The sequence below is a fragment of the Escherichia sp. 20412-1 genome (assembly GCF_003027595.1).
Taxonomy (GTDB): domain Bacteria; phylum Pseudomonadota; class Gammaproteobacteria; order Enterobacterales; family Enterobacteriaceae; genus Escherichia; species Escherichia marmotae.
This window is the reverse complement of sequence record NZ_PYQM01000003.1, coordinates 152421-178254: the sequence shown is the minus strand read 5'-3', so window position 1 is coordinate 178254 and position 25834 is coordinate 152421. Positions and strand designations below refer to the sequence as shown.

The 25834-nt window shown below is 51.0% G+C and carries 23 protein-coding genes, 1 other RNA gene, 1 pseudogene and 1 other annotated feature; of the genes and pseudogenes, 13 read left to right on the top strand and 12 right to left on the bottom strand.

Annotated elements, in window-relative coordinates:
- Positions 1-68 precede the first annotated feature (68 nt).
- Entirely contained in the window at positions 69-929 is an 861-nt protein-coding gene (gene tesB / locus C7B16_RS03850; protein ID WP_000075873.1) for an acyl-CoA thioesterase II, read from the bottom strand.
- 218 nt (positions 930-1147) lie between these two features.
- Here tesB and C7B16_RS03845 point away from each other — a divergent pair, with 218 nt between their 5' ends.
- Positions 1148-1720: a YbaY family lipoprotein gene (locus C7B16_RS03845; protein WP_001515895.1), complete on the top strand. Its 573-nt coding sequence runs from the start codon at positions 1148-1150 to the stop codon at positions 1718-1720.
- Between the two features lie 30 nt (positions 1721-1750).
- Here C7B16_RS03845 and C7B16_RS03840 read toward each other — a convergent pair whose 3' ends face one another.
- Positions 1751-2062 (bottom strand): MGMT family protein, encoded by a 312-nt coding sequence (locus tag C7B16_RS03840; protein WP_000409903.1) that lies wholly within the window; start codon positions 2060-2062, stop codon positions 1751-1753.
- A gap of 162 nt (positions 2063-2224) precedes the next feature.
- On the opposite strand from C7B16_RS03840, the gene ffs reads away from it, so the two are divergent.
- Positions 2225-2321, top strand: an RNA gene (gene ffs / locus C7B16_RS03835) — signal recognition particle sRNA small type.
- Between the two features lie 120 nt (positions 2322-2441).
- Positions 2442-2795: a DUF1428 domain-containing protein gene (locus C7B16_RS03830; protein WP_000878149.1), complete on the top strand. Its 354-nt coding sequence runs from the start codon at positions 2442-2444 to the stop codon at positions 2793-2795.
- A gap of 36 nt (positions 2796-2831) precedes the next feature.
- Here the strand turns inward: C7B16_RS03830 and C7B16_RS03825 are convergent, their stop codons facing one another.
- The 7 genes and pseudogenes from C7B16_RS03825 to acrA all read right to left on the bottom strand — a co-directional run bounded on the left by C7B16_RS03825 (position 2832) and on the right by acrA (position 11394).
- Complete coding sequence (locus tag C7B16_RS03825; RefSeq protein WP_107179396.1) at positions 2832-4382, bottom strand: EAL domain-containing protein; 1551 nt, start codon at positions 4380-4382, stop codon at positions 2832-2834.
- A 163-nt stretch (positions 4383-4545) separates the two neighbouring features.
- Positions 4546-5016, bottom strand: a complete 471-nt coding sequence (locus tag C7B16_RS03820) for a YlaC family protein (protein ID WP_001515897.1) — start codon at positions 5014-5016, stop codon at positions 4546-4548.
- Between the two features lie 114 nt (positions 5017-5130).
- Positions 5131-5682, bottom strand: a pseudogene (maa, locus tag C7B16_RS03815) (maltose O-acetyltransferase).
- A 171-nt stretch (positions 5683-5853) separates the two neighbouring features.
- On the bottom strand, positions 5854-6072 hold the full coding sequence (locus C7B16_RS03810) for an HHA domain-containing protein (RefSeq protein ID WP_001280991.1): 219 nt from the start codon (positions 6070-6072) through the stop codon (positions 5854-5856).
- A 4-nt stretch (positions 6073-6076) separates the two neighbouring features.
- Positions 6077-6472 (bottom strand): Hha toxicity modulator TomB, encoded by a 396-nt coding sequence (tomB, locus tag C7B16_RS03805; RefSeq protein ID WP_000344801.1) that lies wholly within the window; start codon positions 6470-6472, stop codon positions 6077-6079.
- Positions 6473-7028: 556 nt separating this feature from the next.
- Positions 7029-10178 (bottom strand): efflux RND transporter permease AcrB, encoded by a 3150-nt coding sequence (gene acrB, locus C7B16_RS03800; protein ID WP_001132495.1) that lies wholly within the window; start codon positions 10176-10178, stop codon positions 7029-7031.
- A gap of 22 nt (positions 10179-10200) precedes the next feature.
- Positions 10201-11394, bottom strand: coding sequence for a multidrug efflux RND transporter periplasmic adaptor subunit AcrA (gene acrA / locus C7B16_RS03795; protein WP_001515899.1), 1194 nt, complete (start codon positions 11392-11394; stop codon positions 10201-10203).
- A 141-nt stretch (positions 11395-11535) separates the two neighbouring features.
- Between acrA and acrR the strand changes: the two genes are divergently transcribed.
- The gene (gene acrR, locus C7B16_RS03790; RefSeq protein WP_000101742.1) at positions 11536-12189 is read left to right on the top strand and encodes a multidrug efflux transporter transcriptional repressor AcrR; all 654 of its coding nucleotides are present in this window, start codon (positions 11536-11538) and stop codon (positions 12187-12189) included.
- A 121-nt stretch (positions 12190-12310) separates the two neighbouring features.
- Complete coding sequence (gene mscK, locus C7B16_RS03780; RefSeq protein ID WP_000177768.1) at positions 12311-15673, top strand: mechanosensitive channel MscK; 3363 nt, start codon at positions 12311-12313, stop codon at positions 15671-15673.
- A gap of 203 nt (positions 15674-15876) precedes the next feature.
- On the opposite strand, the gene rsmS is transcribed toward mscK, so the two are convergent.
- Positions 15877-16044, bottom strand: coding sequence for a pleiotropic regulatory protein RsmS (gene rsmS, locus C7B16_RS03775; RefSeq protein WP_000051145.1), 168 nt, complete (start codon positions 16042-16044; stop codon positions 15877-15879).
- Between the two features lie 13 nt (positions 16045-16057).
- Positions 16058-16585, bottom strand: a complete 528-nt coding sequence (gene priC / locus C7B16_RS03770; RefSeq protein WP_000858960.1) for a primosomal replication protein N'' — start codon at positions 16583-16585, stop codon at positions 16058-16060.
- Positions 16586-16654: 69 nt separating this feature from the next.
- On the opposite strand from priC, the gene C7B16_RS03765 reads away from it, so the two are divergent.
- From C7B16_RS03765 to hemH, 8 genes are all read left to right on the top strand, one after another.
- The gene (locus C7B16_RS03765) at positions 16655-17023 is read left to right on the top strand and encodes a DUF454 family protein (RefSeq protein WP_001188908.1); all 369 of its coding nucleotides are present in this window, start codon (positions 16655-16657) and stop codon (positions 17021-17023) included.
- A 161-nt stretch (positions 17024-17184) separates the two neighbouring features.
- Positions 17185-17736 (top strand): adenine phosphoribosyltransferase, encoded by a 552-nt coding sequence (apt, locus tag C7B16_RS03755; RefSeq protein WP_001515901.1) that lies wholly within the window; start codon positions 17185-17187, stop codon positions 17734-17736.
- Positions 17737-17854: 118 nt separating this feature from the next.
- On the top strand, positions 17855-19768 hold the full coding sequence (dnaX, locus tag C7B16_RS03750; RefSeq protein ID WP_107179378.1) for a DNA polymerase III subunit gamma/tau: 1914 nt from the start codon (positions 17855-17857) through the stop codon (positions 19766-19768).
- Positions 19101-19165, top strand: a sequence feature (DnaX frameshifting element). It overlaps the preceding gene by 65 nt.
- A 52-nt stretch (positions 19769-19820) precedes the next feature.
- A complete protein-coding gene (locus C7B16_RS03745; protein WP_001515903.1) occupies positions 19821-20150 on the top strand; it encodes a YbaB/EbfC family nucleoid-associated protein in 330 nt (109 codons plus the stop codon).
- Positions 20150-20755 carry a recombination mediator RecR gene (gene recR, locus C7B16_RS03740; RefSeq protein WP_001195021.1) on the top strand — a complete coding sequence of 202 codons (606 nt, stop codon included), beginning with the start codon at positions 20150-20152 and terminating at the stop codon, positions 20753-20755. Before C7B16_RS03745 ends, recR begins: the two co-directional genes overlap by 1 nt.
- A 110-nt stretch (positions 20756-20865) precedes the next feature.
- Complete coding sequence (htpG, locus tag C7B16_RS03735) at positions 20866-22740, top strand: molecular chaperone HtpG (protein ID WP_000678206.1); 1875 nt, start codon at positions 20866-20868, stop codon at positions 22738-22740.
- 218 nt (positions 22741-22958) lie between these two features.
- Positions 22959-23603, top strand: a complete 645-nt coding sequence (adk, locus tag C7B16_RS03725) for an adenylate kinase (RefSeq protein ID WP_001313630.1) — start codon at positions 22959-22961, stop codon at positions 23601-23603.
- Between the two features lie 190 nt (positions 23604-23793).
- Entirely contained in the window at positions 23794-24756 is a 963-nt protein-coding gene (hemH, locus tag C7B16_RS03720; protein WP_001250069.1) for a ferrochelatase, read from the top strand.
- On the opposite strand, the gene aes is transcribed toward hemH, so the two are convergent.
- Complete coding sequence (gene aes, locus C7B16_RS03715) at positions 24731-25699, bottom strand: acetyl esterase (RefSeq protein WP_107179377.1); 969 nt, start codon at positions 25697-25699, stop codon at positions 24731-24733. The genes hemH and aes overlap by 26 nt on opposite strands.
- Positions 25700-25834 lie beyond the last annotated feature (135 nt).

Below are 25834 nucleotides of genomic sequence, written 5' to 3'. Positions count from 1 at the left end.
CACCGGCATCAACAAAAGCACGTTACCAACAATCTGACAGCCGGACGGTTTTCACCTCCGGCTGTTTTTTAATTGTGATTACGCATTACCCCTTCCTGAACGGTCGAGGCAATCAGCATGCCGTCCTGGGTATAAAACTCACCACGCACAAATCCGCGGGCACTGGACGCTGACGTGCTCTCCACGCTATACAGCAGCCATTCGTTTAAATTAAACGGTCGATGGAACCACATGGAATGGTCGATGGTAGCAATTTGAATCCCCGGTTCGAGAAAACCGATGCCGTGCGGCTGTAAAGCTACTGGCAAGAAATTGAGGTCAGAGGCATAACCGAGCAGGTATTGATGAACGCGCAGATCATCCGGCACGCTGCCGTTCGCGCGGATCCACACCTGACGATGGGGGGCTGCGACGTGGCCTTTCAGTGGGTTATGAAACTCCACCGGACGGACTTCCAGCGGACGATCACAGATAAATTTATCTTTCAGCACTGGCGGTAACAAGTGGGCCAGCGACTGGGCGATTTGCGTTTCCGAAGGCAGACCATCAGGCGCAGGGGCTGGAGGCATCTCTTTTTGGTGTTCGAAACCCGCTTCCGGTGCCTGGAAAGAGGCCGTCATATAAAAGATCGGTTTGCCGTTTTGAATAGCAGCCACACGACGGGCGCTGAAACTGTTGCCGTCGCGCAGCGTTTCGACATCGTAAATAATCGGCTTTTTACTGTCGCCAGGGCGAAGAAAGTAGCTGTGGAACGAATGCACCAGACGCTCTTCGGGAACAGTCTCTTTTGCAGCATACAGCGCCTGACCCACGACCTGGCCACCAAACACCTGGCGTAAACCTAAATCTTCACTCTGGCCGCGAAAGAGTCCTTCCTCAATTTTTTCCAGATTCAACAATGTCAGTAAATTTTTTAAGGCCTGACTCATATTAACTCTCCAGTAACAAAGCTGCCGCAGCAAGCCAAAGTGAGTTGAGTATAACGCAATTTTGTTACTGGTCCGATGGGTGCAATGGTCTGAATTACTGGCTAAATGCAGGCGTTAATACGTGACATGTGCCACACTTATTGACGTTACTATTTTGTTAACCACTCTTCCGGCGAGGAAAGTTAGCCCGCTGGTGCATTGATAATAAGGAGAAGTGAATGAAACTCGTGCACATGGCCAGTGGTTTAGCGGTTGCGATTGCGTTGGCGGCTTGCGCGGATAAAAGCGCGGATATCCAGACGCCAGCACCGGCTGCAAATACGTCTATTGCAGCGACACAGCAACCTGCTATACAACAACCGAATGTTTCCGGTACGGTCTGGATCCGTCAGAAAGTCGCACTGCCGCCTGACGCCGTGCTGACCGTGACACTTTCTGACGCGTCGTTAGCGGATGCGCCTTCTAAAGTTCTGGCGCAGAAAGCAGTACGTACCGAAGGTAAACAGTCACCGTTCAGTTTTGTTCTGCCATTTAACCCGGCAGACGTTCAGCCGAATGCGCGTATCCTGTTGAGTGCGGCGGTTACCGTCAACGACAAACTGGTGTTTATCACCGATACCGTTCAACCGGTGATCAATCAGGGCGGAACCAAAGCTGACCTGATATTAGTGCCGGTTCAGCAAACCGCCGTGCCGGTTCAGGCCAGCGGTGGCGCAACAACCACTGTACCGTCGACTTCCCCGACACAAGTGAATCCGTCTTCGGCAGTTCCAGCACCTACGCAATACTAAGCGCCATTAACCCTCTCCGTCCGGAGAGGGTTAATAAATCCAGCGATAACGCTGCAAGTCGATTTGCCCGCTTCCCGATACCATCACACCTTCTGCCAGCAACGCCTGCCGCTGACGCTGTAAATCTGGGCCGGTTAACGAAATTGTGCCATGGCGATTAACCACCCGGTGCCAGGGCAAGGTGCTGCCTTCGGGTAGGCGCTTTAACACAGCGCCTACCTGGCGCGCGGCGCGGGGTGATCCTGCCAGTTTTGCGACATCACCGTAGGTGGTGACATAGCCTTCGGGAATAGCGGCTACGATTTGCCAGACGCGTTGGGGAAATGAATCTTCTTTTTCCATCTTTTCTTCCTGAGGTAATTTTTCAGCATAATCTGGAAAAACGCCTGAGTGAAGCCGCATTGCGCAAGAAAGCAGCATCTGGCACGCAATGGGTTGCAATTAGCAGGGGCAGCAGTGATAATGCGCCTGCGCGTTGGTTCTCAACGCTCTCAATGGGGGCTCTGTTGGTTCTCCCGCAACGCTACTCTGTTTACCAGGTCAGGTCCGGAAGGAAGCAGCCAAGGCAGATGACGCGTGTGCCGGGATGTAGCTGGCAGAGCCCCCACCCATTTCTGTTTCCCCGCCGTTTCGTCAAAAAATCTCAATGTGGCTAAACTTTAATCACGACTGACGCTGCAGGAATTGCCTGACTGCGCAGTACGCTTCGGAGGAGTTTCTGATGAAGTATGTTGATGGGTTTGTTGTTGCTGTTCCTGCCGAAAATAAGGATGCCTACCGGGAAATGGCCGCAAAGGCCGCGCCACTGTTTAAAGAGTTTGGCGCGCTTCGCATTGTCGAATGTTGGGCCAGCGATGTGCCAAACGGCAAAGTGACCGATTTTCGCATGGCAGTGAAAGCGGAAGAGAATGAGGAAGTGGTGTTTAGCTGGATTGAATATCCTTCAAAAGAGGTCCGCGACGCTGCCAATCAAAAAATGATGTCTGACCCACGGATGAAAGAGTTCGGTGAATCAATGCCGTTTGATGGCAAACGGATGATTTACGGTGGGTTCGAGTCAATCATCGACGAGTAGCGTGACGGGCTGTGCGGCGTGCCGCCAGCCCCTAATTCAGAGATGCTGTTTTGCCCAGATAATGAAATCTTCTTTTGGCAAAGCTTTGCTGTACAACCAGCCCTGACCGTAGTGCACACCATGCTGGCGTAGCCACTCTTCCTGTTTGCTGGTTTCGATGCCTTCCGCCACCATTTTCAGCTTCAGCGTTTTTGCCATTTCGATGATATGCGGGGTGACATTTTTATATTCCAGTGCGTCAACGAAGGATTTATCTATTTTCAGAATATCGACATCCAGATCCTGCAAATAACTTAAGCTCGAATAACCAGTACCGAAATCATCCAGATAAATATCATGACCGGCTTCCCGGTAGCGAGAAATGATCGGAGCGCTGGTTTTCGGATCGGCAAACTCGCGCTCTGTGAGTTCAAGCGCGATCTGTTTAGGGTTAACCTGGTAGTGGTTGATCATTTTCCCCAGGAGTTGCGGAATTTTTTCCGATGTGAGCACAGTAGATTCCAGATTGATTGAAATATGCTGGTTCGGGTGTTGTCGCAGCCAGTCGCCCATATCTTCAAATACGTTTCTTATAATCAGCAGCGTCAGTGGTTCAGAAAGACCCGTTTGCTGTGCCAGCGGGATGAAACTATCCGGTGACAACCAGCTACCGTCCGTCTGTGGCCAACGTGCCAGTGCTTCGGCACCGACAATTTTGCCATTGGCTAAGGAGACAATCGGCTGATAATGTACGCAAATATCACGGTTTTCGATGGCATCTTGCAGTCGGTGATGCGGTGACTGGAGGCGGCGCAAAATACGAAGCACAAATATCGCTGCCAGCAGACCAATTAATAACCCAACAGGTAACCAAATAAAGACCTGCCGATACCAGCTTGTTTGCAACATTTTCGTTGGAGCCCAGGTGATGATGGAAATATTCATCTCCGGGAGGGGCTGGATGTCGTAAATAATTCCATTATTTTCGATATGCTCACCGGGCGTTTTTTGTAGTTGGGTAATAATGCCCCGGGCAATTTCATCGCTGCTGGTTATGACAGTATTATGGGCATTGCCAATAATGGCGGCATCAATTTGCCATGAGCTATAAGGAATTACGTCGATAAAGGAGGCAGGATCGATCATTACTACGTAATGTGCGGTTCCCATAGCAACCATGTAACGGGTGATACCTAAGTCGTTGTGCGAGGTTAACCAGACACGATAACCCTCTTTTGAAATCCTCCCCGGCTCCGGGAAGGTATCCGGTGGGCTTTCGTGTTCCAGAGAAGAGCACTGGGGAATGTTGTTATTGATATAGACCACTTCCTGAATATAGCGATAGCTGTATGAAACCCGGCGCATTTCCATGAGATGTTCTTCACTACAGGCTCCACCTTGCCATCTTTCCAGCTCTTGCAGCGCATCTTTTCCTTGCATCGCCACTTTATTGGCCCGAATAGCGACACGGGAAGAATAGGTATTCAACTCCTCAATAAATGACGCTTCTACCTGCTGATGGGCCAACCAGACGCTTAAGCCGACAGGCAGCAGTACTGAAAGTATAAGTACACCTGAAATCAGGCTGACCAGATGTCGTGTTCTCACCAGCATGTCCTTATTAACACAGTGTAGGGAAAGTATATCTGATCGTGAAAAAAGGCTGGCAAGAGATCAGTGGTTAGGACGGGGATTTCATGCAGTGACAGGTGGCAACGATCGTTGTCAATTGACCAGGCGTAGAGGTTTACACCTGGTGGGAAAACCTAACTTAAGATGTTACTTCGGTGCGGGTGAGGGTGAATATATCGTAAAAAGACAGTTCACCTTTACGGGCGATCATTTTTTGCAGTTGTTCTTTGTGGATATTCGCGACACGCGGCGAGTTCAGTATGGCTTCAACCAGCGCAGCAGGGACAAATCGCGTGTTATACCATTCGCCGTTATAGCAAACCCGAAAATCGAGCACGTCGATATCTTCATAGCGGTAGCGTGGGTAGACATCGAAAAAGAAGAAACCGTTAAGCAGGATGAATAACACAACCAGTAGCCAGACTGAATCTGACAGCGTTTGGGACTGCAACATTACCGCCAGTGTGGCAAAAAAAGCAACATACATGCCGATAAACAGCCCCGGATGTTTGCGGATAAAACTGATACTAAAGCGGGGTTTGTTGTCGCGTTTTTCGCGCGTATTCAGAGAATCAATCGTTTCGGTTAGCAGGCGTTGTATTTCAGTCATCTTTTGCCTTCGTGGTATCTGCAACTTTCCAGTGAACACCCTATTTTAACGTGGGAATGATATGAAGAAAGTAACAGATTTGCCACAATTTTGCATAACAGTTGCAAATTGTAGTTACAACTTTTTAATGATTCTGGCTGGGTTGCCGCCCACGACGACGTTGTCCGGGATATCTTTTGTGACGACCGCACCTGATGCCACTACGACGTTATCGCCAATGGTAACGCCCGGGTTAATGATGGCACGCCCCCCAATCCAGACGTTATTACCGATAGTCACCGGTTTCCCCAGTTCACCACCAGCATTACGTTCTACAGGATCGACAGGGTGTGTAGCGGTATAAATATGAACGCCCGGAGCCAGAATGCAATTATCGCCAATACGAATAGGGCAGACATCAAGCATTACGCAATCGAAATTTGCGTAAAACCCTTTACCGAGGAAAATGTTATAGCCATAGTCGCAACGAAAGGAAGGCTCAATATACGCATCCGCAACCTAGCCGAGTAAATCGGTGAGAATTTGTTGGCGTAGTGATTGATCTTCCGGCGCGGAATGGTTGTATTGGTGAATAAGCTGACGAGCGCGCAGGCGATCGCGAGATAAAGTCTCATCTGCCGAGCAATACAACTCACCAGCAATCATCTTTTCTTTTTCTGTGCTCATTACAAACATCCTGGTTGCTGAAAATGCGGCAACACAGTAATGCAAAAAGCCAATGAAGAGAACGTTCCCGTTACTTCTGTGTGATGGAGATCACATGAGGAATGTCTTCATGGAAAAAATAGAATATACTTAATAAACAGACTGTTATAGCCTGATTTTATACTAATTGAGTTATCGAATAAATTTCCACACCGAGGAAGGGATCTTGTCGTAAAGCTTATTCATGGTCAATTCTGCAAGGCGGTGATCTGCGGCTGAGTAAAATACCGCCAGTTCATTATCTGATAGTTCGTATTTATTTTTCTCGATAACACGTTCCAGCGTGTCAATTGTCTGACAACGACGCAAACGCATCAAATAATCGGTTTTTGTTAAAGGTTTATCGGACATACTTCTACCCATGGTTGTAATAATTCGAACAAGATAAACTTGCAGGATTCTCTTTCGTGGCATTCACGAAACAACGGAACAGTCGGTTACCTGACTTCCGCCATTTCTGGAGATCCTGCATATTAATACCATAACTACTGAACAACATAAAGGTGTCGTCCAGATATTCATCTATCTGCTCAATGAGCTTATTGTCTTCATTATACTTAATTTTGTAATTAAGCGCGAAGGTTGCAATATGCTCAATGAGTTCATTAAGTTGCAGATTGATAGCCGAGGTAGGGTCGTTAACCCAACCATGATTGCTTTCTTCAAGGTTTGCAAGACAGTCATGATACAGGGTTTCGCAAAGAAACTTAAGCTGTGCAATATCATGTCTTTTTGGTGAGTATTCATCCATAACGCGTCCCCTTCTTAGCGATTGAACTAACGGACACCTTTCGGGATGGGAAAACTTACTGACCTGGACTTGCCCTCACATTTGTTAGATTAACTATAATCCACTCTTTGAAGGTTTTCATCGCATTATTACGAAAAATTACAATTAGGAGGAGGAGAGGGAAAAGGCTTACTTCTTCATCCTGGCACCAACCACGTAAAGCCTAAAGCAGTTAGTTTGATGCTATTCATAACGTAATCAGGATTCTCGCATCGCGGCTGATAAAATGGTATGGGAATTTGTCACACTAATACCTAGGATTGCTCTGATTATGATGTAATTGACATGAATAAATAAAGAATTGCCGCAAATAATTAAGAATAGCCTCTAGATGTCTATGGGTTATTATACCTATTAGCGCGACTTAATATAAATTAACTAACAATAGGCATTTTTTATGAATTTTATGCCGCGTTAAAACTACCCTCCGTTTGAAACCTTAGCTGTAAACATTGTGACTTTAAGATTATACGTATTAAAAAGGCCGCTTGCGCGGCCTTAGTGATTACGAGTTTTATCAATGATGATCGACAGTATGGTTGTGTTCGATATCTTCATTCTTGCGGCTAAAGCGGCGGCGAACCACCACAAAGAACACCGGAACGAAGAAGATCGCCAGTACCGTTGCGGTCACCATGCCGCCCATTACACCAGTACCAACTGCGTTCTGTGCGCCGGAACCAGCACCAGTACTGATAACCAGCGGCATAACACCGAGGATAAACGCCAGTGAAGTCATCAGGATCGGACGTAAACGCATTCGCACCGCATCCAGAGTAGCTTCAATCAGACCTTTACCTTCTTTATCCATCAAGTCTTTGGCGAATTCGACGATAAGTATCGCGTTCTTCGCTGACAACCCAATGGTTGTGAGCAGGCCCACCTGGAAGTAAACGTCGTTGGTTAAGCCACGGAAGGTGGCTGCCAGCAATGCACCGATAACCCCCAGCGGAACAACCAGCATAACGGAGAACGGAATTGACCAGCTCTCATACAGTGCCGCCAGACACAGGAACACGACAATCAACGAAATCGCGTACAGCGAAGGTGCCTGGTTACCGGAGAGGCGTTCCTGATAGGACATCCCCGTCCAGTCGTAGCCAACCCCCGTAGGCAGCTTACTCGCCAGTTGTTCCATCAGCGCCATCGCTTCACCGGTACTCTTACCCGGTGCCGCCTGACCTAAGATCTCCATGGATGGCAGACCGTTGTAACGTTCCAGACGCGGCGAACCGTATTCCCAATGTGAAGAGGAGAACGCTGAGAATGGCACCATCTGACCATCAGCAGCACGAACATACCAGTTACCGATATCTTCCGGCAGCATGCGGTATTTCGCTTCTGACATTACGTAAACTTTCTTCACACGACCGCGGTCGATAAAGTCGTTCACGTAGCTGCCGCCCCATGCAGCCCCCAGGGTGGTGTTAATGTCGTTAATAGAAACACCCAGTGCCTGAGCTTTTTCCTGGTCGATATCAATCTTAAACTGCGGCGTATCTTCCAGGCCGTTCGGACGCACGCTGGTCAGCAGATCAGGGTGCTTCGCTGCTTCGCCCAGCAACTGGTTACGTGCCTGGGTCAGTTTTTCGTGGCCGAGGCCCGCCTGGTCAATCAGCTCAAAGTCAAAGCCGGTTGCCGTACCCAGTTCCACAATCGCTGGCAGGTTAAAGGCGAACACCATCGCATCTTTAATTTGCGAGAAGGCACGCGTTGCACGCGTGGTAATCGCTTCAACTTTGTTCTCATCACCCGGACGGTCAGCCCAGTCCTTCAACGAAACGAACGCAATACCCGTGTTCTGACCACGTCCCGCAAAGCCGAAGCCGTTAACGGCGAACACCGATTCAACGTTGTTCTTTTCTTTGGTCAGATAGTAATTCGTCACCTCGTTGAGCACTTTTTGCGTGCGTTCTTGTGTTGCACCTGCAGGCAGTTGGACCATGGTCATAAACACGCCCTGGTCTTCATCTGGCAAGAAGGAGCTTGGCAGACGCACGAACAGATAGGCCATGCCGACAACAATGATCAGATACAGCACCAGATAACGCCCCGTACTGCGCAGAATACCGCCTACGCTGTCGGTATAGTGGTGCGTGCTCTTTTCGAACATGCGGTTAAACCAGCCGAAGAAGCCTTTTTTACCTTCCCCATGATCGCCTTTAGCGATAGGTTTTAGCATGGTCGCACAAAGCGCCGGAGTCAGGATCAACGCCACCAGTACTGACAATGCCATTGCGGAAACAATGGTAATGGAGAACTGACGATAGATTGCACCAGTTGAGCCGCCAAAGAAGGCCATCGGTATAAATACAGCCGACAGCACCATCGCGATACCAACCAGTGCGCCCTGAATCTGCCCCATTGACTTACGAGTGGCTTCTTTCGGCGGCAGACCTTCTTCTGCCATCACACGTTCAACGTTTTCTACCACAACGATGGCGTCATCCACCAACAGGCCGATAGCGAGCACCATCCCGAACATTGTTAGCGTGTTTATCGAGAAACCAAAGGCAGCAAGGACGGCAAATGTTCCCAGCAATACCACCGGTACAGCAATGGTCGGAATCAACGTCGCGCGGAAGTTCTGCAAGAACAGATACATTACCAGGAACACGAGGATGATTGCTTCGACCAGGGTTTTCACTACTTCGTGAATGGAGATTTTCACGAACGGCGTAGTGTCGTATGGATAAACGATTTTCAGACCCGACGGGAAAAACGGCTCCATCTTCGCCAGTTCAGCCCGGATTGCTGAGGCGGTATCCAGCGCGTTTGCACCGGTCGCCAGCTTGATACCCAGACCAGAAGCCGGTTGTCCGTTAAATTCCGCGATGATGTCGTAGTTTTCACCACCCAGCTCAATTTTCGCCACATCACGCAGCAGTACGCGGGAACCATCCTGATTCACTTTCAGCAGAATTTTGCCGAACTCTTCAGTGGAGGTCAGACGCGTCTGAGCAATAATAGAGGCGTTAAGCTGCTGGCCTTTAACCGGCGGCGTACCACCGAGCTGACCGGCAGCTACCTGGGCGTTCTGTGCTTTGATTGCGGTAATAACATCAACCGGCGTTAACTGGTATTTGTTCAGTTCATTCGGGTTCATCCAGATACGCATCGCGTACTGGGAACCGAACAACTGAACGTCACCGACGCCCGATGTACGGCTGATGGCATCTTTCATATTTGCCGCTACGTAGTCAGAGATATCCTCCTGCGTCATGGTGCCGTCGGTGTTGATAACGCCGACAACCATCAGGAAGCTACTGGAAGATTTCTCAACACTCACCCCTTGCTGCTGTACTTCCTGCGGCAGTAACGGCATTGCCAGTTGCAGTTTGTTCTGCACCTGAACCTGCGCGATATCCGCATCAGTACCAGACTCAAAGGTCAGAGTGATCTGCACAGTACCCGTGGAGTCACTATTGGATGACATGTACATCAGGTTATCGATACCGTTCATATTCTGTTCGATAACCTGTGTAACAGTATCCTGCACTGTTTTTGCATCAGCGCCAGGATAGGAAGCGGAGATCGTTACTGCCGGCGGTGCAATCGTAGGATATTGCGCCACCGGCAGTTTGAGGATCGCCAGCCCCCCTGCCAACATGATGATGATGGCGATCACCCACGCAAAAATCGGGCGATCAATAAAGAAATTAGGCATGTCTTAACGGCTCCTGTTTAAGTTAAGACTTGGACTGTTCAGGCTGAGCACCGCTTGCGTCTTGCTGGTTGTTATCAGCGGTTATCTCTTGTGCTTTCACCTGGACACCAGGACGCACTTTCTGCAGCCCACTTACTACTACGCGTTCGCCTGCTTTCAGACCCTCAGTCACCAGCCACTTATCGCCAATGGCCTGGCTGGCGACGATCGGACGAGTTTCCACTTTGTCATCCGCGCCAACCACCAGTACGGTAGCTTCGCCGCGTGGTGTACGAGTTACCCCTTGTTGCGGAACTAAAATGGCGTTTGGATTAAGCCCTTCTTCCAGACGTGCACGCACGAACATACCCGGCAGCAGGGTGTGATCCGGGTTCGGGAAAATGGCGCGTAACGTGATAGATCCGGTGGTCTGATCGACGGTAACGTCAGAGAACTCCAGCGTACCATCCTGCGGGAACTTAATACCGTCACTGGTGATCAGCGACACTTTAGCTTTGCCGTTCTCTTGCTTCAGTGTGCCGTTAGCGAGTTCCTGTTTCAGACGCAGGAAGTCGTTACTGGACTGAGTCACATCAACGTAGATCGGATCAAGTTGTTGCACGGTTGCCAGCGCAGTCGCCTGACCGTTTTGCACCAATGCGCCTTCCGTCACGTTCGATTTACCAATACGGCCGGTAATCGGAGAGGTGACTTTGGTATAAGCCAGATTGATTCGTGCGGTTTCAACCGCCGCTTTCGCCGCAGTGACAGCAGCATTTGCCTGTTGTGCATCTGCCAGTGCCTGATCGTACTCCTGCTTACTGATGTACTGAGTACCCAGCAGCTTCTGGTAACGATTAACAGTCAACTGCGCGATATTGGCTGCTGCTTGCGCTTTAGCCAGATCGCCTTTTGCACTATCGTAAGCTGCCTGGTAGGTAGCAGGATCAATCTGATAGAGAGATACCCCCGCTTCGATGTCGCTACCTTCTTTGAAATTACGCTTCAGGATGATCCCGCTAACTTGAGGACGAACTTCTGCGATCCGGAAAGCACTGGTGCGGCCCGGAAGCTCGGTTGTGATCTGCAGAGGTTCAGTTTTGACTGTTACTACCCCAACGGCGGGCATCTGCTGGCCACCTTGTTGGGCCTGTTTGTCGTCACATCCTGTAAGCGCTAAGCTGCCTGAGAGCATCAGAACGATCGCCAGAGGCGTAAACCCTCTGTTTTTGTTCATATGTAAACCTCGAGTGTCCGATTTCAAATTGGTCAATGGTCAAAAGTCGATAAACCCATTGCTGCGTTTATATTATCGTCGTGCTATGGTACATACATTCATAAATGTATGTAAATCTAACGCCTGTAAATTCACTAACATATGGCACGAAAAACCAAACAAGAAGCGCAAGAAACACGCCAACACATCCTCGATGTGGCTCTACGTCTTTTCTCACAGCAGGGGGTATCATCCACCTCACTGGGAGAGATTGCAAAAGCAGCAGGCGTTACGCGTGGTGCAATCTACTGGCATTTTAAAGATAAGTCGGATTTATTCAGTGAGATCTGGGAGCTGTCAGAATCCAATATTGGTGAACTAGAGCTTGAGTATCAGGCAAAATTCCCTGGCGATCCACTCTCTGTGTTAAGAGAAATACTAATTCATGTTCTTGAATCGACGGTGACAGAAGAGCGGCGGCGCTTATTGATGGAGATTATATTCCATAAATGCGAATTTGTCGGAGAAATGGCAGTCGTTCAGCAGGCACAACGTAATCTCTGTCTTGAAAGTTATGACCGTATAGAACAAACGTTAAGACATTGTATTGAAGCGAAAATGCTGCCCGCGGATTTAATGACGCGTCGCGCAGCAATTATTATGCGCGGCTATATTTCCGGTTTAATGGAAAATTGGCTGTTTGCCCCGCAATCTTTTGATCTCAAAAAAGAAGCCCGCGATTACGTTGCTATATTGCTGGAAATGTATCTCCTTTGTCCCACGCTTCGTGCACCTGCCGCCAACGAAAAATCCTGAATCAGACTCCAGGATTTATCCTGGACATTTTCGCTGTTGCTATTCTGGTTCTCCACGCCGTGCTATTCTAGCCGCTTGACTATTTCAGGTCGTTCTTCAGGTTCAGAAACCTTCACTCATCATGACTATGTTCCAGTATTACAAACGATCACGACATTTTGTTTTTTCAGCATTTATTGCTTTTGTTTTGGTCTTGTTATGCCAGAACACGGCCTTTGCGCGGGCGTCATCGAATGGTGATCTACCGACGAAAGCGGATCTACAGGCACAACTTGACTCGCTTAATAAACAAAAAGATCTTTCTGCCCAGGATAAGCTGGTACAGCAAGATGTTACTGACACATTAGCCACTCTTGAGAAAATCGAGCGTGTAAAAGAAGAAACGGTGCAATTACGGCAAAAAGTTGCCGAAGCACCAGAGAAAATGCGCCAGGCGACTGCTGCGTTAACTGCGCTTGGCGATGTGGATAACGACGAAGAAACCCGTAAGACGTTGAGTACGCTGTCGTTACGTCAGTTGGAGTCTCGCGTTTCGCAGGCGCTGGACGAGTTGCAAAACGCACAAAACGATCTGGCTTCTTATAACAGCCAGTTGGTTTCATTACAGACGCAGCCCGAACGCGTGCAAAATGCGATGTATACCGCCTCGCAGCAGTTGCAACAAATTCGCAGCCGTCTGGATGGCACTGAGGTTGGTGAGGCGGCTTTACGTCCCAGCCAGAAAGTGTTGATGCAGGCGCAGCAGGTTTTGCTGAATGCCGAGATTGACCAGCAACGTAAAAGCCTGGAAGGGAACACCGTCTTACAGGATACCCTACAAAAGCAACGCGATTACGTGACGGCGAACAGCACGCGTCTGGAACATCAACTGCAACTGTTGCAGGAGGCGGTGAACAGCAAGCGCCTGACATTAACTGAAAAAACAGCGCAGGAAGCGGCAACGCCGGACGAAGCTGCGCGTATTCAGGCTAACCCGCTGGTGAAGCAGGAACTGGAAATTAACCAGCAATTAAGTCAGCGTCTGATTAGCGCCACAGAAAACGGCAATCAGTTGATGCAGCAAAACATCAAAGTTAAAAACTGGCTGGAGCGGGCGCTGCAATCGGAACGCAATATTAAAGAGCAGATTTCTGTCCTGAAGGGCAGCCTGCTGTTGTCCCGTATTCTTTACCAACAACAACAAACGCTGCCGTCGGCGGATGAACTGGAAAACATGACCAACCGCATCGCGGATTTGCGTCTCGAACAGTTCGAAGTCAACCAGCAACGTGATGCACTGTTCCAGAGCGATGCTTATGTGGCCAAACTGGAAGAGGGCCATGCTAACGAAGTCAACGATGAAGTCCGTGACGCACTGTTGCAAGTGGTAGATATGCGTCGTGAACTGCTGGATCAGCTAAACAAACAGTTGGGTAACCAACTGATGATGGCCATTAACCTGCAAATCAACCAGCAGCAGTTAATGAGCGTGTCGAAAAACCTGAAATCTATCCTGACCCAGCAAATTTTCTGGGTGAACAGTAACCGTCCGATGGACTGGGACTGGATTAAGGCGTTCCCGCAAACGCTGCAGGATGAATTCAAGTCGATGAAAATTACGGTGAACTGGGAAAAAGCCTGGCCCGCCGTATTTATCGCTTTCCTTGCCGGTTTACCGCTGCTGTTAATTGCCGGGCTGATCCACTGGCGTCTGGGTTGGCTGAAAGCGTATCAGCAAAAACTGGCTTCCGCCGTAGGTTCCCTGCGTAACGATAGCCAGCTCAACACACCAAAAGCGATTCTTATCGACCTGATTCGCGCGCTGCCGGTGTGTCTGATTATTCTCGCCGTTGGTCTGATTCTGCTGACCATGCAGCTCAACATCAGTGAATTACTGTGGGCGTTCAGCAAAAAACTGGCGATTTTCTGGCTGGTGTTTGGCCTGTGCTGGAAAGTGCTGGAGAAAAACGGCGTTGCGGTTCGTCACTTTGGTATGCCAGAGCAACAGACCAGCCACTGGCGTCGGCAGATTGTTCGCATCAGCCTCGCGTTGTTGCCAATCCATTTCTGGTCTGTGGTAGCAGAACTCTCCCCGCTGCATTTGATGGATGATGTGCTGGGGCAGGCGATGATTTTCTTTAACCTGCTGCTGATCGCCTTCCTGGTATGGCCAATGTGCCGTGAAAGCTGGCGTGATAAAGAATCCCACACCATGCGTCTGGTCACCATTACCGTGCTGTCGATCATCCCGATTGCGCTGATGGTGCTGACTGCAACAGGCTATTTCTACACTACGCTGCGCCTCTCCGGGCGTTGGATTGAAACGGTGTATCTGGTAATCGTCTGGAACTTGCTGTACCAGACAGTGCTGCGTGGGTTAAGCGTGGCGGCACGGCGTATCGCCTGGCGTCGTGCGCTGGCGCGTCGGCAGAATCTGGTGAAAGAAGGGGCCGAAGGTGCCGAGCCGCCGGAAGAGCCAACCATCGCGCTGGAGCAAGTCAACCAGCAGACGTTGCGTATTACGATGTTGCTGATGTTTGCGCTGTTTGGTTTGATGTTCTGGGCGATTTGGTCCGATTTAATCACCGTATTCAGCTATCTCGACAGCATCACCCTGTGGCATTACAACGGCACTGAAGCCGGGGCTGCGGTGGTGAAAAATGTGACGATGGGCAGCCTGCTGTTTGCGATTATCGCCTCAATGGTGGCCTGGGCGCTGATCCGCAACCTGCCAGGTTTGCTGGAAGTGCTGGTGCTGTCGCGGCTGAATATGCGTCAGGGCGCGTCGTATGCCATTACGACCATCCTTAACTACATCATCATAGCCGTTGGCGCGATGACCGTGTTTGGGTCGCTTGGCGTATCGTGGGATAAACTCCAGTGGCTGGCGGCGGCATTATCTGTAGGTCTGGGTTTTGGTTTACAAGAGATCTTCGGTAACTTTGTCTCGGGTTTGATCATCCTGTTCGAACGTCCGGTGCGCATTGGCGATACAGTAACCATCGGCACTTTCTCCGGGACGGTCAGTAAGATCCGTATTCGTGCTACCACCATTACAGATTTCGATCGCAAAGAAGTGATTATCCCGAACAAAGCGTTTGTTACCGAGCGTCTGATCAACTGGTCGTTAACCGACACCACCACCCGTCTGGTGATCCGCCTCGGTGTGGCTTACGGTTCTGATCTGGAAAAAGTACGCAGAGTACTGCTTCAGGCGGCGGCGGAGCATCCAAGGGTGATGCACGAACCCATGCCGGAAGTCTTCTTCACTGCGTTTGGTGCCAGCACGCTGGATCATGAGCTGCGTTTGTATGTTCGTGAACTGCGTGACCGCAGCCGCACTGTCGATGAACTGAACCGCACCATTGATCAGTTGTGCCGCGAAAACGACATCAACATTGCCTTTAACCAGCTTGAAGTGCATCTGCACAACGAGAAGGGCGATGAAGTGACTGAAGTGAAGCGCGACTACAAAGGCGATGATCCGACGCCTGCGGTAGGGTAATAACAAAAGGGGCAGCATTGAGTTGCCCCGAGATTACTGACAAAGTGCGCGTTGTTCATGCCGGATGCGGAGTGACCGCCTTATCCGGCCTACAAAACCGCGAAAATTCATTATATTGCAGGAGCGGTGTAGGCCTGATAAGCGTAGCGCATCAGGCAGTTTTGCGTTTACCAGCAATCTGCGGGGACATTTAGCGGCTCCATTTATTTATCACTTTTCGCCTCATCATCGTGCGTTAATTTCTTTTCATAATCGCGTTTTACAATATCCAGTGCGCGCAGCACGGTGCGGGCTGGGATCTGATTTTCTTCCAACAGCACAATCAAATCGACGGCCAGTTTCACATCGTCAGGGGCATTTTCCAGTGACATATTTTCTCCATTGTTAGCGAGTTAAACGCGCTAACCTGTTTTCGATTTTTTCCAGCGCATGGCGGCACCGAACCAGGCGTGCTTCATAGGCTTCAACCTCACGATGCAGCGTCTGCTGTTCGACTAAATCGGTCGCCTGTGCCAGACGTGCTTTACGCTCGGCAACCATCTCACGTAGCCGCCGCTCAAACTCCTGATGCTGAATGCGTTTACGCTGCCAGCGGGCGATTTTCGGCGGCGCGCTGTCCCATTCGCGCAGCGACCAGGACGCCGCTTCACGGGCAATTGCTTCCAGTTGAGCTGCCAGATGTTCCGCCAGCCAGGCCACTTGTGGCAGTTGTTGCCGTTCGACCGCGTGATGAAGCGCGGTCAGGTTGTCCCCAGCCTCAGCCAGACACGCCTGTAACGTCGTCGCGCGAGTCTGAAAAAGATGCCGGTCGAAACGGGCGCTTAGCGTGCCAAACTGCGCCACCGGGGCACAACGCTGGCGCAGCATGGCGAGCTGACCTTCCAGTTTTTCCAGCAGCAAGGTAGTTTTCACGATAAGACCTCAATGAAAATGATAATTGTTATGCTAAAGTAGCCACTCTGTAAGCTGACAACACTTAATATGCAACGAATCATTTTAATCATCATTGGCTGGCTGGCGGTAGTGCTGGGTACGCTGGGCGTGGTATTACCGGTATTACCGACGACGCCGTTTATCCTGCTGGCTGCCTGGTGTTTTGCTCGTTCTTCCCCGCGCTTTCACGCCTGGTTGCTGTACCGCTCATGGTTTGGTAGCTATTTACGCTTCTGGCAGAAATATCATGCAATGCCACGCGGTGCAAAGCCCAGAGCGATTTTACTGATCCTCGTAACCTTTGCGATTTCGTTGTGGTTTGTACATATGATGTGGGTACGCATCCTGCTATTGATCATCCTCGGTTGTTTGTTGATTTTTATGTGGCGAATCCCGGTGATTGATGAAAAGCAATAAAAACGGCGAAGCACAACAATCGCTGTTGCAATTATCGCCCACAGCCAGTACATTCTGGCGTTTTCGAGCACAGGCGCAGGCGGTCAAAGGTTAAACAAAAGTTACTTTTGATACGTTTAAAACGCGCCGTGAGTACCACCGTAACAAGCAGGCATACACTTATGACCGCGACTGCACAGCAGCTTGAGTATCTCAAAAATAGCATCAAAAGCATTCAGGACTACCCAAAACCCGGCATTCTGTTCCGTGATGTCACCAGCTTACTGGAAGACCCGAAAGCTTACGCTCTCAGCATCGACCTGCTGGTTGAGCGTTACAAAAATGCGGGTATTACCAAAGTTGTGGGCACCGAAGCACGTGGCTTCTTGTTTGGTGCTCCGGTAGCATTGGGCCTGGGCGTAGGTTTTGTACCGGTACGTAAACCGGGCAAATTGCCGCGCGAAACCATCAGTGAAACTTACGAACTGGAATATGGCACCGATAAACTGGAAATCCATGTTGATGCCATTAAACCAGGCGACAAAGTGTTGGTCGTAGACGATTTGCTGGCAACTGGCGGCACCATTGAGGCGACCGTGAAGCTGATCCGTCGTCTGGGTGGCGAAGTCACCGACGCAGCGTTCATCATTAATCTGTTCGATCTCGGCGGTGAACAGCGTCTCGAAAATCAAGGCATCACCTGTTATAGCCTTGTCCCGTTCCCGGGCCACTAATTTTTGCCAGCCCGCGTCGTGGGCAGTACAAGATGTACATTCAGCCTCGCCGTTCTGACGGGGCTGTGTTAGCATTACCCCTTCGTGAATCCACCTTCCAGCGTTTCAGAGCCTGCCAATGAGTTATCAGGTCTTAGCCCGAAAATGGCGCCCACAAACCTTTGCTGACGTCGTCGGCCAGGAACATGTGCTGACCGCACTGGCGAACGGCTTGTCGTTAGGGCGTATTCATCATGCTTATCTTTTTTCCGGCACCCGTGGCGTCGGAAAAACCTCTATCGCCCGACTGCTGGCGAAGGGGCTAAACTGTGAAACCGGCATTACCGCAACGCCGTGCGGCGTATGCGATAACTGCCGTGAAATCGAGCAGGGGCGCTTTGTCGATCTGATTGAGATCGATGCCGCCTCGCGCACCAAAGTCGAAGATACCCGCGACCTGCTGGATAACGTCCAGTACGCGCCAGCGCGTGGTCGTTTTAAAGTTTATCTGATCGACGAAGTGCATATGCTGTCGCGCCACAGCTTTAACGCACTGCTAAAAACCCTTGAAGAGCCACCGGAGCACGTCAAGTTCCTGCTGGCAACGACCGATCCGCAGAAATTGCCGGTGACGATTTTGTCACGCTGTCTGCAATTTCATCTCAAGGCGCTGGATGTCGAGCAAATTCGCCATCAGCTTGAGCACATCCTCAACGAAGAACATATCGCTTACGAGCCGCGGGCGTTGCAATTGCTGGCGCGCGCCGCTGAAGGCAGCTTGCGAGATGCCTTAAGTCTGACCGACCAGGCGATTGCCAGCGGTGACGGTCAGGTTTCAACCCAGGCGGTCAGTGCGATGCTGGGTACGCTTGACGACGATCAGGCGCTGTCGTTGGTTGAAGCGATGGTTGGGGCCAACGGCGAGCGTGTAATGACGCTGATTAACGATGCCGCAGCCCGTGGTATCGAGTGGGAAGCGTTGCTGGTGGAAATGCTCGGCCTGCTGCACCGCATTGCGATGGTCCAGCTTTCGCCTGCCGCGCTGGGTAACGACATGGCGGCCATCGAACTGCGGATGCGTGAACTGGCGCGCACCATACCGCCGACGGATATTCAGCTTTACTATCAGACGCTGTTGATTGGTCGCAAAGAATTACCGTATGCGCCGGACCGCCGCATGGGCGTTGAGATGACGTTGTTGCGCGCGCTGGCATTCCATCCGCGTATGCCGCTACCCGAACCGGAAGCGCCGCGCCAGTCCTTTGCGCCCGTCGCGCCAACGGCGGTAATGACGCCATCGCAAGTGCCGCCGCAGCAGGCACCGACCGTACCGCTCTCAGAAACCACCAGCCAGGTGCTGGCGGCGCGTCAGCAACTGCAGCGCGCACAGGGAGCGACCAAAGCAAAAAAGAGTGAACCGGCAGCCGCTACCCGCGCGCGGCCGGTGAATAACGCTGCGCTGGAAAGACTGGCTTCGGTCACCGATCGCGTTCAGGCGCGTCCGGTGCCATCGGCGCTGGAAAAAGCGCCAGTCAAAAAAGAAGCGTATCGCTGGAAGGCTACCACCCCGGTGATGCAGCAAAAAGAAGTGGTCGCCACACCGAAGGCGCTGAAAAAGGCGCTGGAGCATGAAAAAACGCCGGAACTGGCGGCAAAGCTGGCGGCAGAAGCCATTGAACGCGATCCGTGGGCCGCTCAGGTGAGCCAACTTTCGCTACCAAAACTGGTCGAACAGGTGGCATTAAATGCCTGGAAAGAGGAGAACGGCAACGCGGTATGTCTGCATTTGCGTTCCTCCCAGCGGCATCTGAATAACAACGGTGCACAGCAAAAACTGGCTGAAGCGTTGAGCACATTAAAGGGTTCAACGGTTGAACTGACTATCGTTGAAGATGATAATCCCGCGGTGCGCACGCCGCTGGAGTGGCGTCAGGCGATATACGAAGAAAAACTTGCGCAGGCGCGCGAGTCCATTATTGCGGATAATAATATTCAGACCCTGCGTCGATTCTTCGATGCGGAGCTGGATGAAGAAAGTATCCGCCCCATTTGATCGTAAGCACAGCTTATGATCGTCATCCTTAACGTGATTGAGAGAGAAACCTATGTTTGGTAAAGGCGGTCTGGGCAACCTGATGAAGCAGGCCCAGCAGATGCAAGAAAAAATGCAGCAGATGCAGGAAGAAATCGCGAAGCTGGAAGTGACCGGTGAATCCGGCGCAGGTCTGGTGAAAGTGACCATCAACGGCGCGCACAACTGCCGTCGTGTTGAGATCGATCCAAGCTTGCTGGAAGATGACAAAGAGATGTTGGAAGATCTGGTAGCTGCGGCATTCAACGACGCAGCACGTCGCATCGAAGAAACTCAGAAAGAAAAAATGGCCTCTGTTTCCTCCGGAATGCAGTTGCCACCAGGCTTTAAGATGCCGTTCTGATGCAAACCAGCCCGCTGTTAACACAGCTTATGGAAGCACTGCGCTGTCTGCCGGGCGTTGGCCCGAAGTCGGCGCAGCGTATGGCGTTCACGCTGCTTCAGCGCGATCGTAGCGGCGGGATGCGTCTGGCGCAGGCGCTCACCCGGGCGATGTCGGAAATCGGTCACTGCGCCGATTGTCGCACCTTTACCGAACAGGACGTGTGTAACATCTGTTCAAATCCGCGTCGTCAGGAAAATGGCCAAATCTGCGTGGTGGAGAGTCCGGCGGACATCTACGCCATTGAGCAGACCGGGCAGTTTTCAGGCCGCTATTTTGTGTTGATGGGGCACTTGTCACCGCTGGATGGCATTGGCCCGGACGATATCGGTCTCGATCGCCTGGAACAGCGTCTGGCAGAGGAAAAAATCACTGAAGTGATCCTCGCAACTAACCCGACGGTCGAAGGTGAAGCTACTGCTAACTATATTGCCGAGCTTTGCGCGCAATATGACGTTGAAGCCAGTCGAATTGCGCATGGCGTACCGGTTGGCGGCGAACTGGAAATGGTTGATGGCACCACGCTGTCACACTCCCTTGCCGGACGCCATAAGATTCGTTTTTAAGCAAACGAGAGCAGGATCACCTGCTCTCGCTTGAAATTATTCCCCCTTGTCCCCATCTCTCCCTCATCCCGTTTTTAACCTTAAAAATGGCATTATTGAGGTAGACCTACATGAAAGGACAAGAAACTCGTGGTTTTCAGTCAGAAGTGAAGCAGCTTCTGCATCTGATGATCCATTCTCTCTATTCCAATAAAGAAATTTTCCTGCGTGAGCTTATCTCTAACGCCTCCGATGCGGCGGACAAGTTGCGTTTCCGTGCGCTCTCTAATCCGGATCTGTACGAAGGTGATGGCGAACTGCGCGTTCGTGTCTCTTTCGATAAAGACAAGCGCACGCTGACCATCTCTGATAACGGCGTGGGGATGACCCGTGATGAAGTGATCGATCATCTGGGTACTATCGCTAAATCCGGCACCAAATCATTCCTCGAATCGCTGGGTTCCGACCAGGCAAAAGATAGCCAGTTGATCGGCCAGTTTGGTGTTGGTTTCTACTCTGCGTTTATCGTTGCCGATAAAGTGACCGTGCGCACCCGTGCGGCAGGCGAAAAACCAGAAAACGGCGTGTTCTGGGAATCTGCGGGCGAAGGTGAATACACCGTTGCCGACATCACCAAAGAAGATCGCGGTACTGAAATCACCCTGCATCTGCGTGAAGGTGAAGATGAGTTCCTTGATGACTGGCGCGTACGCTCCATTATCAGCAAATACTCTGACCATATCGCGCTGCCGGTAGAGATCGAAAAACGCGAAGAGAAAGACGGCGAAACCGTTATTTCCTGGGAGAAAATCAACAAAGCGCAGGCGCTGTGGACGCGTAACAAGTCGGAAATCACTGACGAAGAGTACAAAGAGTTCTACAAACATATCGCCCACGACTTTAACGATCCGCTGACCTGGAGCCACAACCGCGTCGAAGGTAAGCAGGAGTACACCAGCCTGCTGTACATCCCGTCGCAGGCACCGTGGGATATGTGGAACCGCGATCACAAACATGGCCTGAAACTGTACGTACAACGCGTGTTCATCATGGACGACGCAGAACAGTTTATGCCGAACTATCTGCGCTTCGTGCGTGGTCTGATTGACTCCAGCGATCTGCCGCTGAACGTTTCCCGTGAAATCCTTCAGGACAGCACGGTAACGCGTAACCTGCGCAATGCGCTGACCAAACGCGTTCTGCAAATGCTGGAAAAACTGGCGAAAGACGATGCGGAAAAATACCAGACCTTCTGGCAGCAGTTTGGCCTGGTGCTGAAAGAAGGTCCGGCAGAAGATTTCGCCAACCAGGAAGCGATTGCCAAACTGCTGCGTTTTGCTTCTACCCATACCGACTCTTCTGCGCAGACCGTGTCTCTGGAAGACTATGTTTCCCGCATGAAAGAAGGGCAGGAGAAAATCTACTACATCACCGCAGACAGCTATGCGGCAGCGAAAAGCAGCCCGCATCTGGAATTGCTGCGTAAGAAAGGCATCGAAGTCCTGCTGCTTTCCGACCGCATCGATGAGTGGATGATGAACTATCTGACTGAGTTCGACGGTAAACCGTTCCAGTCTGTGTCTAAAGTTGATGAGTCGCTGGAAAAATTGGCTGACGAAGTCGATGAAAGCACGAAAGAAGCAGAAAAAGCGCTGACGCCGTTTATCGATCGTGTGAAAGCACTGCTGGGCGATCGTGTGAAAGATGTGCGTCTGACTCACCGTCTGACCGATACGCCAGCGATCGTTTCGACCGACGCCGACGAAATGAGCACCCAGATGGCGAAACTGTTCGCCGCGGCGGGTCAGAAAGTGCCGGAGGTGAAATATATCTTCGAACTGAACCCGGATCACGTGCTGGTGAAACGTGCGGCAGATACTGAAGATGACGCGAAGTTCAGCGAATGGGTAGAACTGCTGCTGGATCAGGCGCTGCTGGCAGAACGTGGTACGCTGGAAGATCCGAACCTGTTTATTCGTCGTATGAACCAGCTTCTGGTTTCCTGATGTAATACCGGATGTAACGCGATTGCGTTTCTCCGGCCTGAACGTTGAATACGATGCCGGATGACCTTAGCGTCATCCGGCATTTTTTATCACCTTTCCTTAAATTATCCCCCCTTAACCGTTTCAGCCCAAGGTGCCTTTCTTGAGGCAATCGCCTGTTGGTGGTATCGTTTATCGCTTTTTCAAAAAATTCGACACATTTTAAGGGGATTTTCGCAATGCGTATCATTCTGCTTGGCGCTCCGGGCGCGGGGAAAGGGACTCAGGCTCAGTTCATCATGGAGAAATATGGTATTCCGCAAATCTCCACTGGCGATATGCTGCGTGCCGCGGTCAAATCTGGCTCCGAGCTGGGTAAACAAGCAAAAGACATTATGGACGCTGGCAAACTGGTCACCGACGAACTGGTGATCGCGCTGGTTAAAGAGCGCATTGCTCAGGAAGACTGCCGTAACGGTTTCCTGTTGGACGGCTTCCCGCGTACCATTCCGCAGGCAGATGCGATGAAAGAAGCGGGTATCAATGTTGATTACGTTCTGGAATTTGACGTACCGGACGAACTGATCGTTGATCGTATCGTAGGTCGCCGCGTTCACGCGCCGTCTGGCCGTGTTTATCACGTTAAATTCAATCCGCCGAAAGTAGAAGGCAAAGACGACGTTACCGGTGAAGAGCTGACCACCCGTAAAGACGATCAGGAAGAAACCGTGCGTAAACGTCTGGTTGAATACCATCAGATGACTGCACCGCTGATCGGCTACTACTCCAAAGAAGCAGAAGCGGGCAACACCAAATACGCGAAAGTTGACGGCACCAAACCGGTTGCTGAAGTTCGCGCGGCTCTGGAAAAAATCCTCGGCTAATCTAAGTCACCATTGATTTGCACTCTGCCTGATAAGGCGTTCACGCCGCATCAGGCATGGTACATGTCAGCAGATCTACTTTCGGGCAGGTCTGCTTATCCTCCTCAGGCAATACCTCTCACAGCAATTAGTTCTTATTCCTCACTTTTCCGCTACAATTATCAACAAGTTGAATCGATAAGAGGCGGTAATGCGTCAGACAAAAACCGGTATCCTGCTGGCAAACCTGGGGACACCCGATGCCCCCACTCCTGAAGCGGTAAAACGTTACCTGAAACAATTTTTAAGCGACAAACGCGTAGTTGATACCTCACGGCTGTTGTGGTGGCCATTGTTGCGCGGCGTGATATTACCGCTGCGTTCGCCGCGCGTGGCGAAACTGTACGCTTCTGTCTGGATGGAAGGTGGCTCGCCGCTAATGGTTTACAGCCGTCAGCAACAGCAGGCACTGGCACAACGCTTACCGGAAATACCGGTGGCACTGGGAATGAGCTATGGTTCGCCATCACTGGAAAGCGCGGTGGATGAACTGCTGGCGGAGCATGTCGATCATATCGTGGTGCTACCGCTCTACCCGCAATACTCCTGTTCTACGGTCGGCGCGGTATGGGATGAACTGGCGCGCATTCTGGCGCGTAAACGCAGTATTCCCGGCATTTCGTTTATTCGCGATTATGCCGACGACCCCTATTATATTAATGCTTTAGCGAATAGCGTTCGTGCATCATTCGCGCAACATGGCGAGCCGGATCTGCTATTGCTCTCCTATCACGGCATTCCGCAGCGTTATGCGGATGAAGGTGATGACTACCCGCAACGTTGCCGGACAACGACCCGTGAACTGGCTTCAGCACTGGGAATGGCACCGGAAAAAGTGATGATGACCTTTCAGTCACGCTTTGGTCGCGAACCCTGGCTAATGCCTTATACCGATGAAACGCTGAAAATGCTCGGAGAAAAAGGTGTAGGTCATATTCAGGTGATGTGTCCGGGCTTTGCTGCGGATTGTCTGGAGACGCTGGAAGAGATTGCTGAGCAAAACCGTGAAGTCTTCCTCGGTGCGGGCGGTAAAAAATATGAATATATTCCGGCGCTTAATGCTACACCGGAACATATCGAAATGATGGCTAATCTGGTTGCAACCTATTGCTAAAGAATCGAGCGCCGTCGCGTAGAGCATCGTCGGCGGTTTTCATCATCCGTGAATAATGCAAAAAGGCGTGTAGCGTACCGGAGTAGAGTTTGAACTCACAAGGTTGCTGGTGTGCCGCTAACGTCTGGTAAAGCAGGCGACTGTCATCCAGCAGCGGATCAAACTCTGCGCCCGCGATAAAGCAGGGCGGCATATCGCGAGTGAGATCATTATTAAACAGGCAGTAATATGGCGACTCGCGGTCTGCTTTGTTACCTAAATAGGCCTCTTCATACATCAGCAAATCCTGTTGCGTTAAACCATCCCAGTCACCGCCCAACAGGCGGCGAGTTACGGAATCTCGTAATCCGTAAAGCCCATACCACAGCAAAACCCCAACAACGTTACCGCAATCAATCTGCTTATCTCGTAGCCATAAAGCACTGGCGAGCGCCAGCATCGCGCCCGCGGAATCACCGGCAAAGCCTATGCGTGACATATTGATTTGATAATCGCTTGCCTGTCGGTGGAAGTGACAACAGGACGCCACGATTTCCTCTATTGCTTGCGGAAAACACGCTTCTGGTGAAAGGGTGTAATTGATACCAACCACCGTACACTGAGTGTAGTTCGCCAGCAGCCGCATAATGCGATCGTGGGTATCGAGATTGCCGAGAATAAAACCGCCGCCATGCAGATAAAACAGCGTCGCGGTGCTGTCTGCGTCCGGCGAGTAGAGCCGTGTTTCCACCTGGCCATAAGGCGTAGGGACTGCGTAAGCTCTGGTTGCCATTTCTGGAGCGTCAGCATTCCAGAATCGACGCTCAAGTGTGTAATGCTGCCGTTGCTCAGTAATCGTTCCCGCTGCGGGCCAGGGCGGTAAATCGGGCTGAAGAGTATTAACAACGGCCTTCATTTCAGGAGAAATAAGTTCCAGCACGGATAATTTGTTTTCCGTCTTCATTAAAAAACTCCTTTCAAATAACGCCATTGTAAGGAACCACTGCCATGAAAATGCGATCTCACCTGCTGATATTGAAACTGCCTGCGTCTCGCGCGTTCAGGCATGATTGTGTTAACATTCGCCGCTCAGTTAACC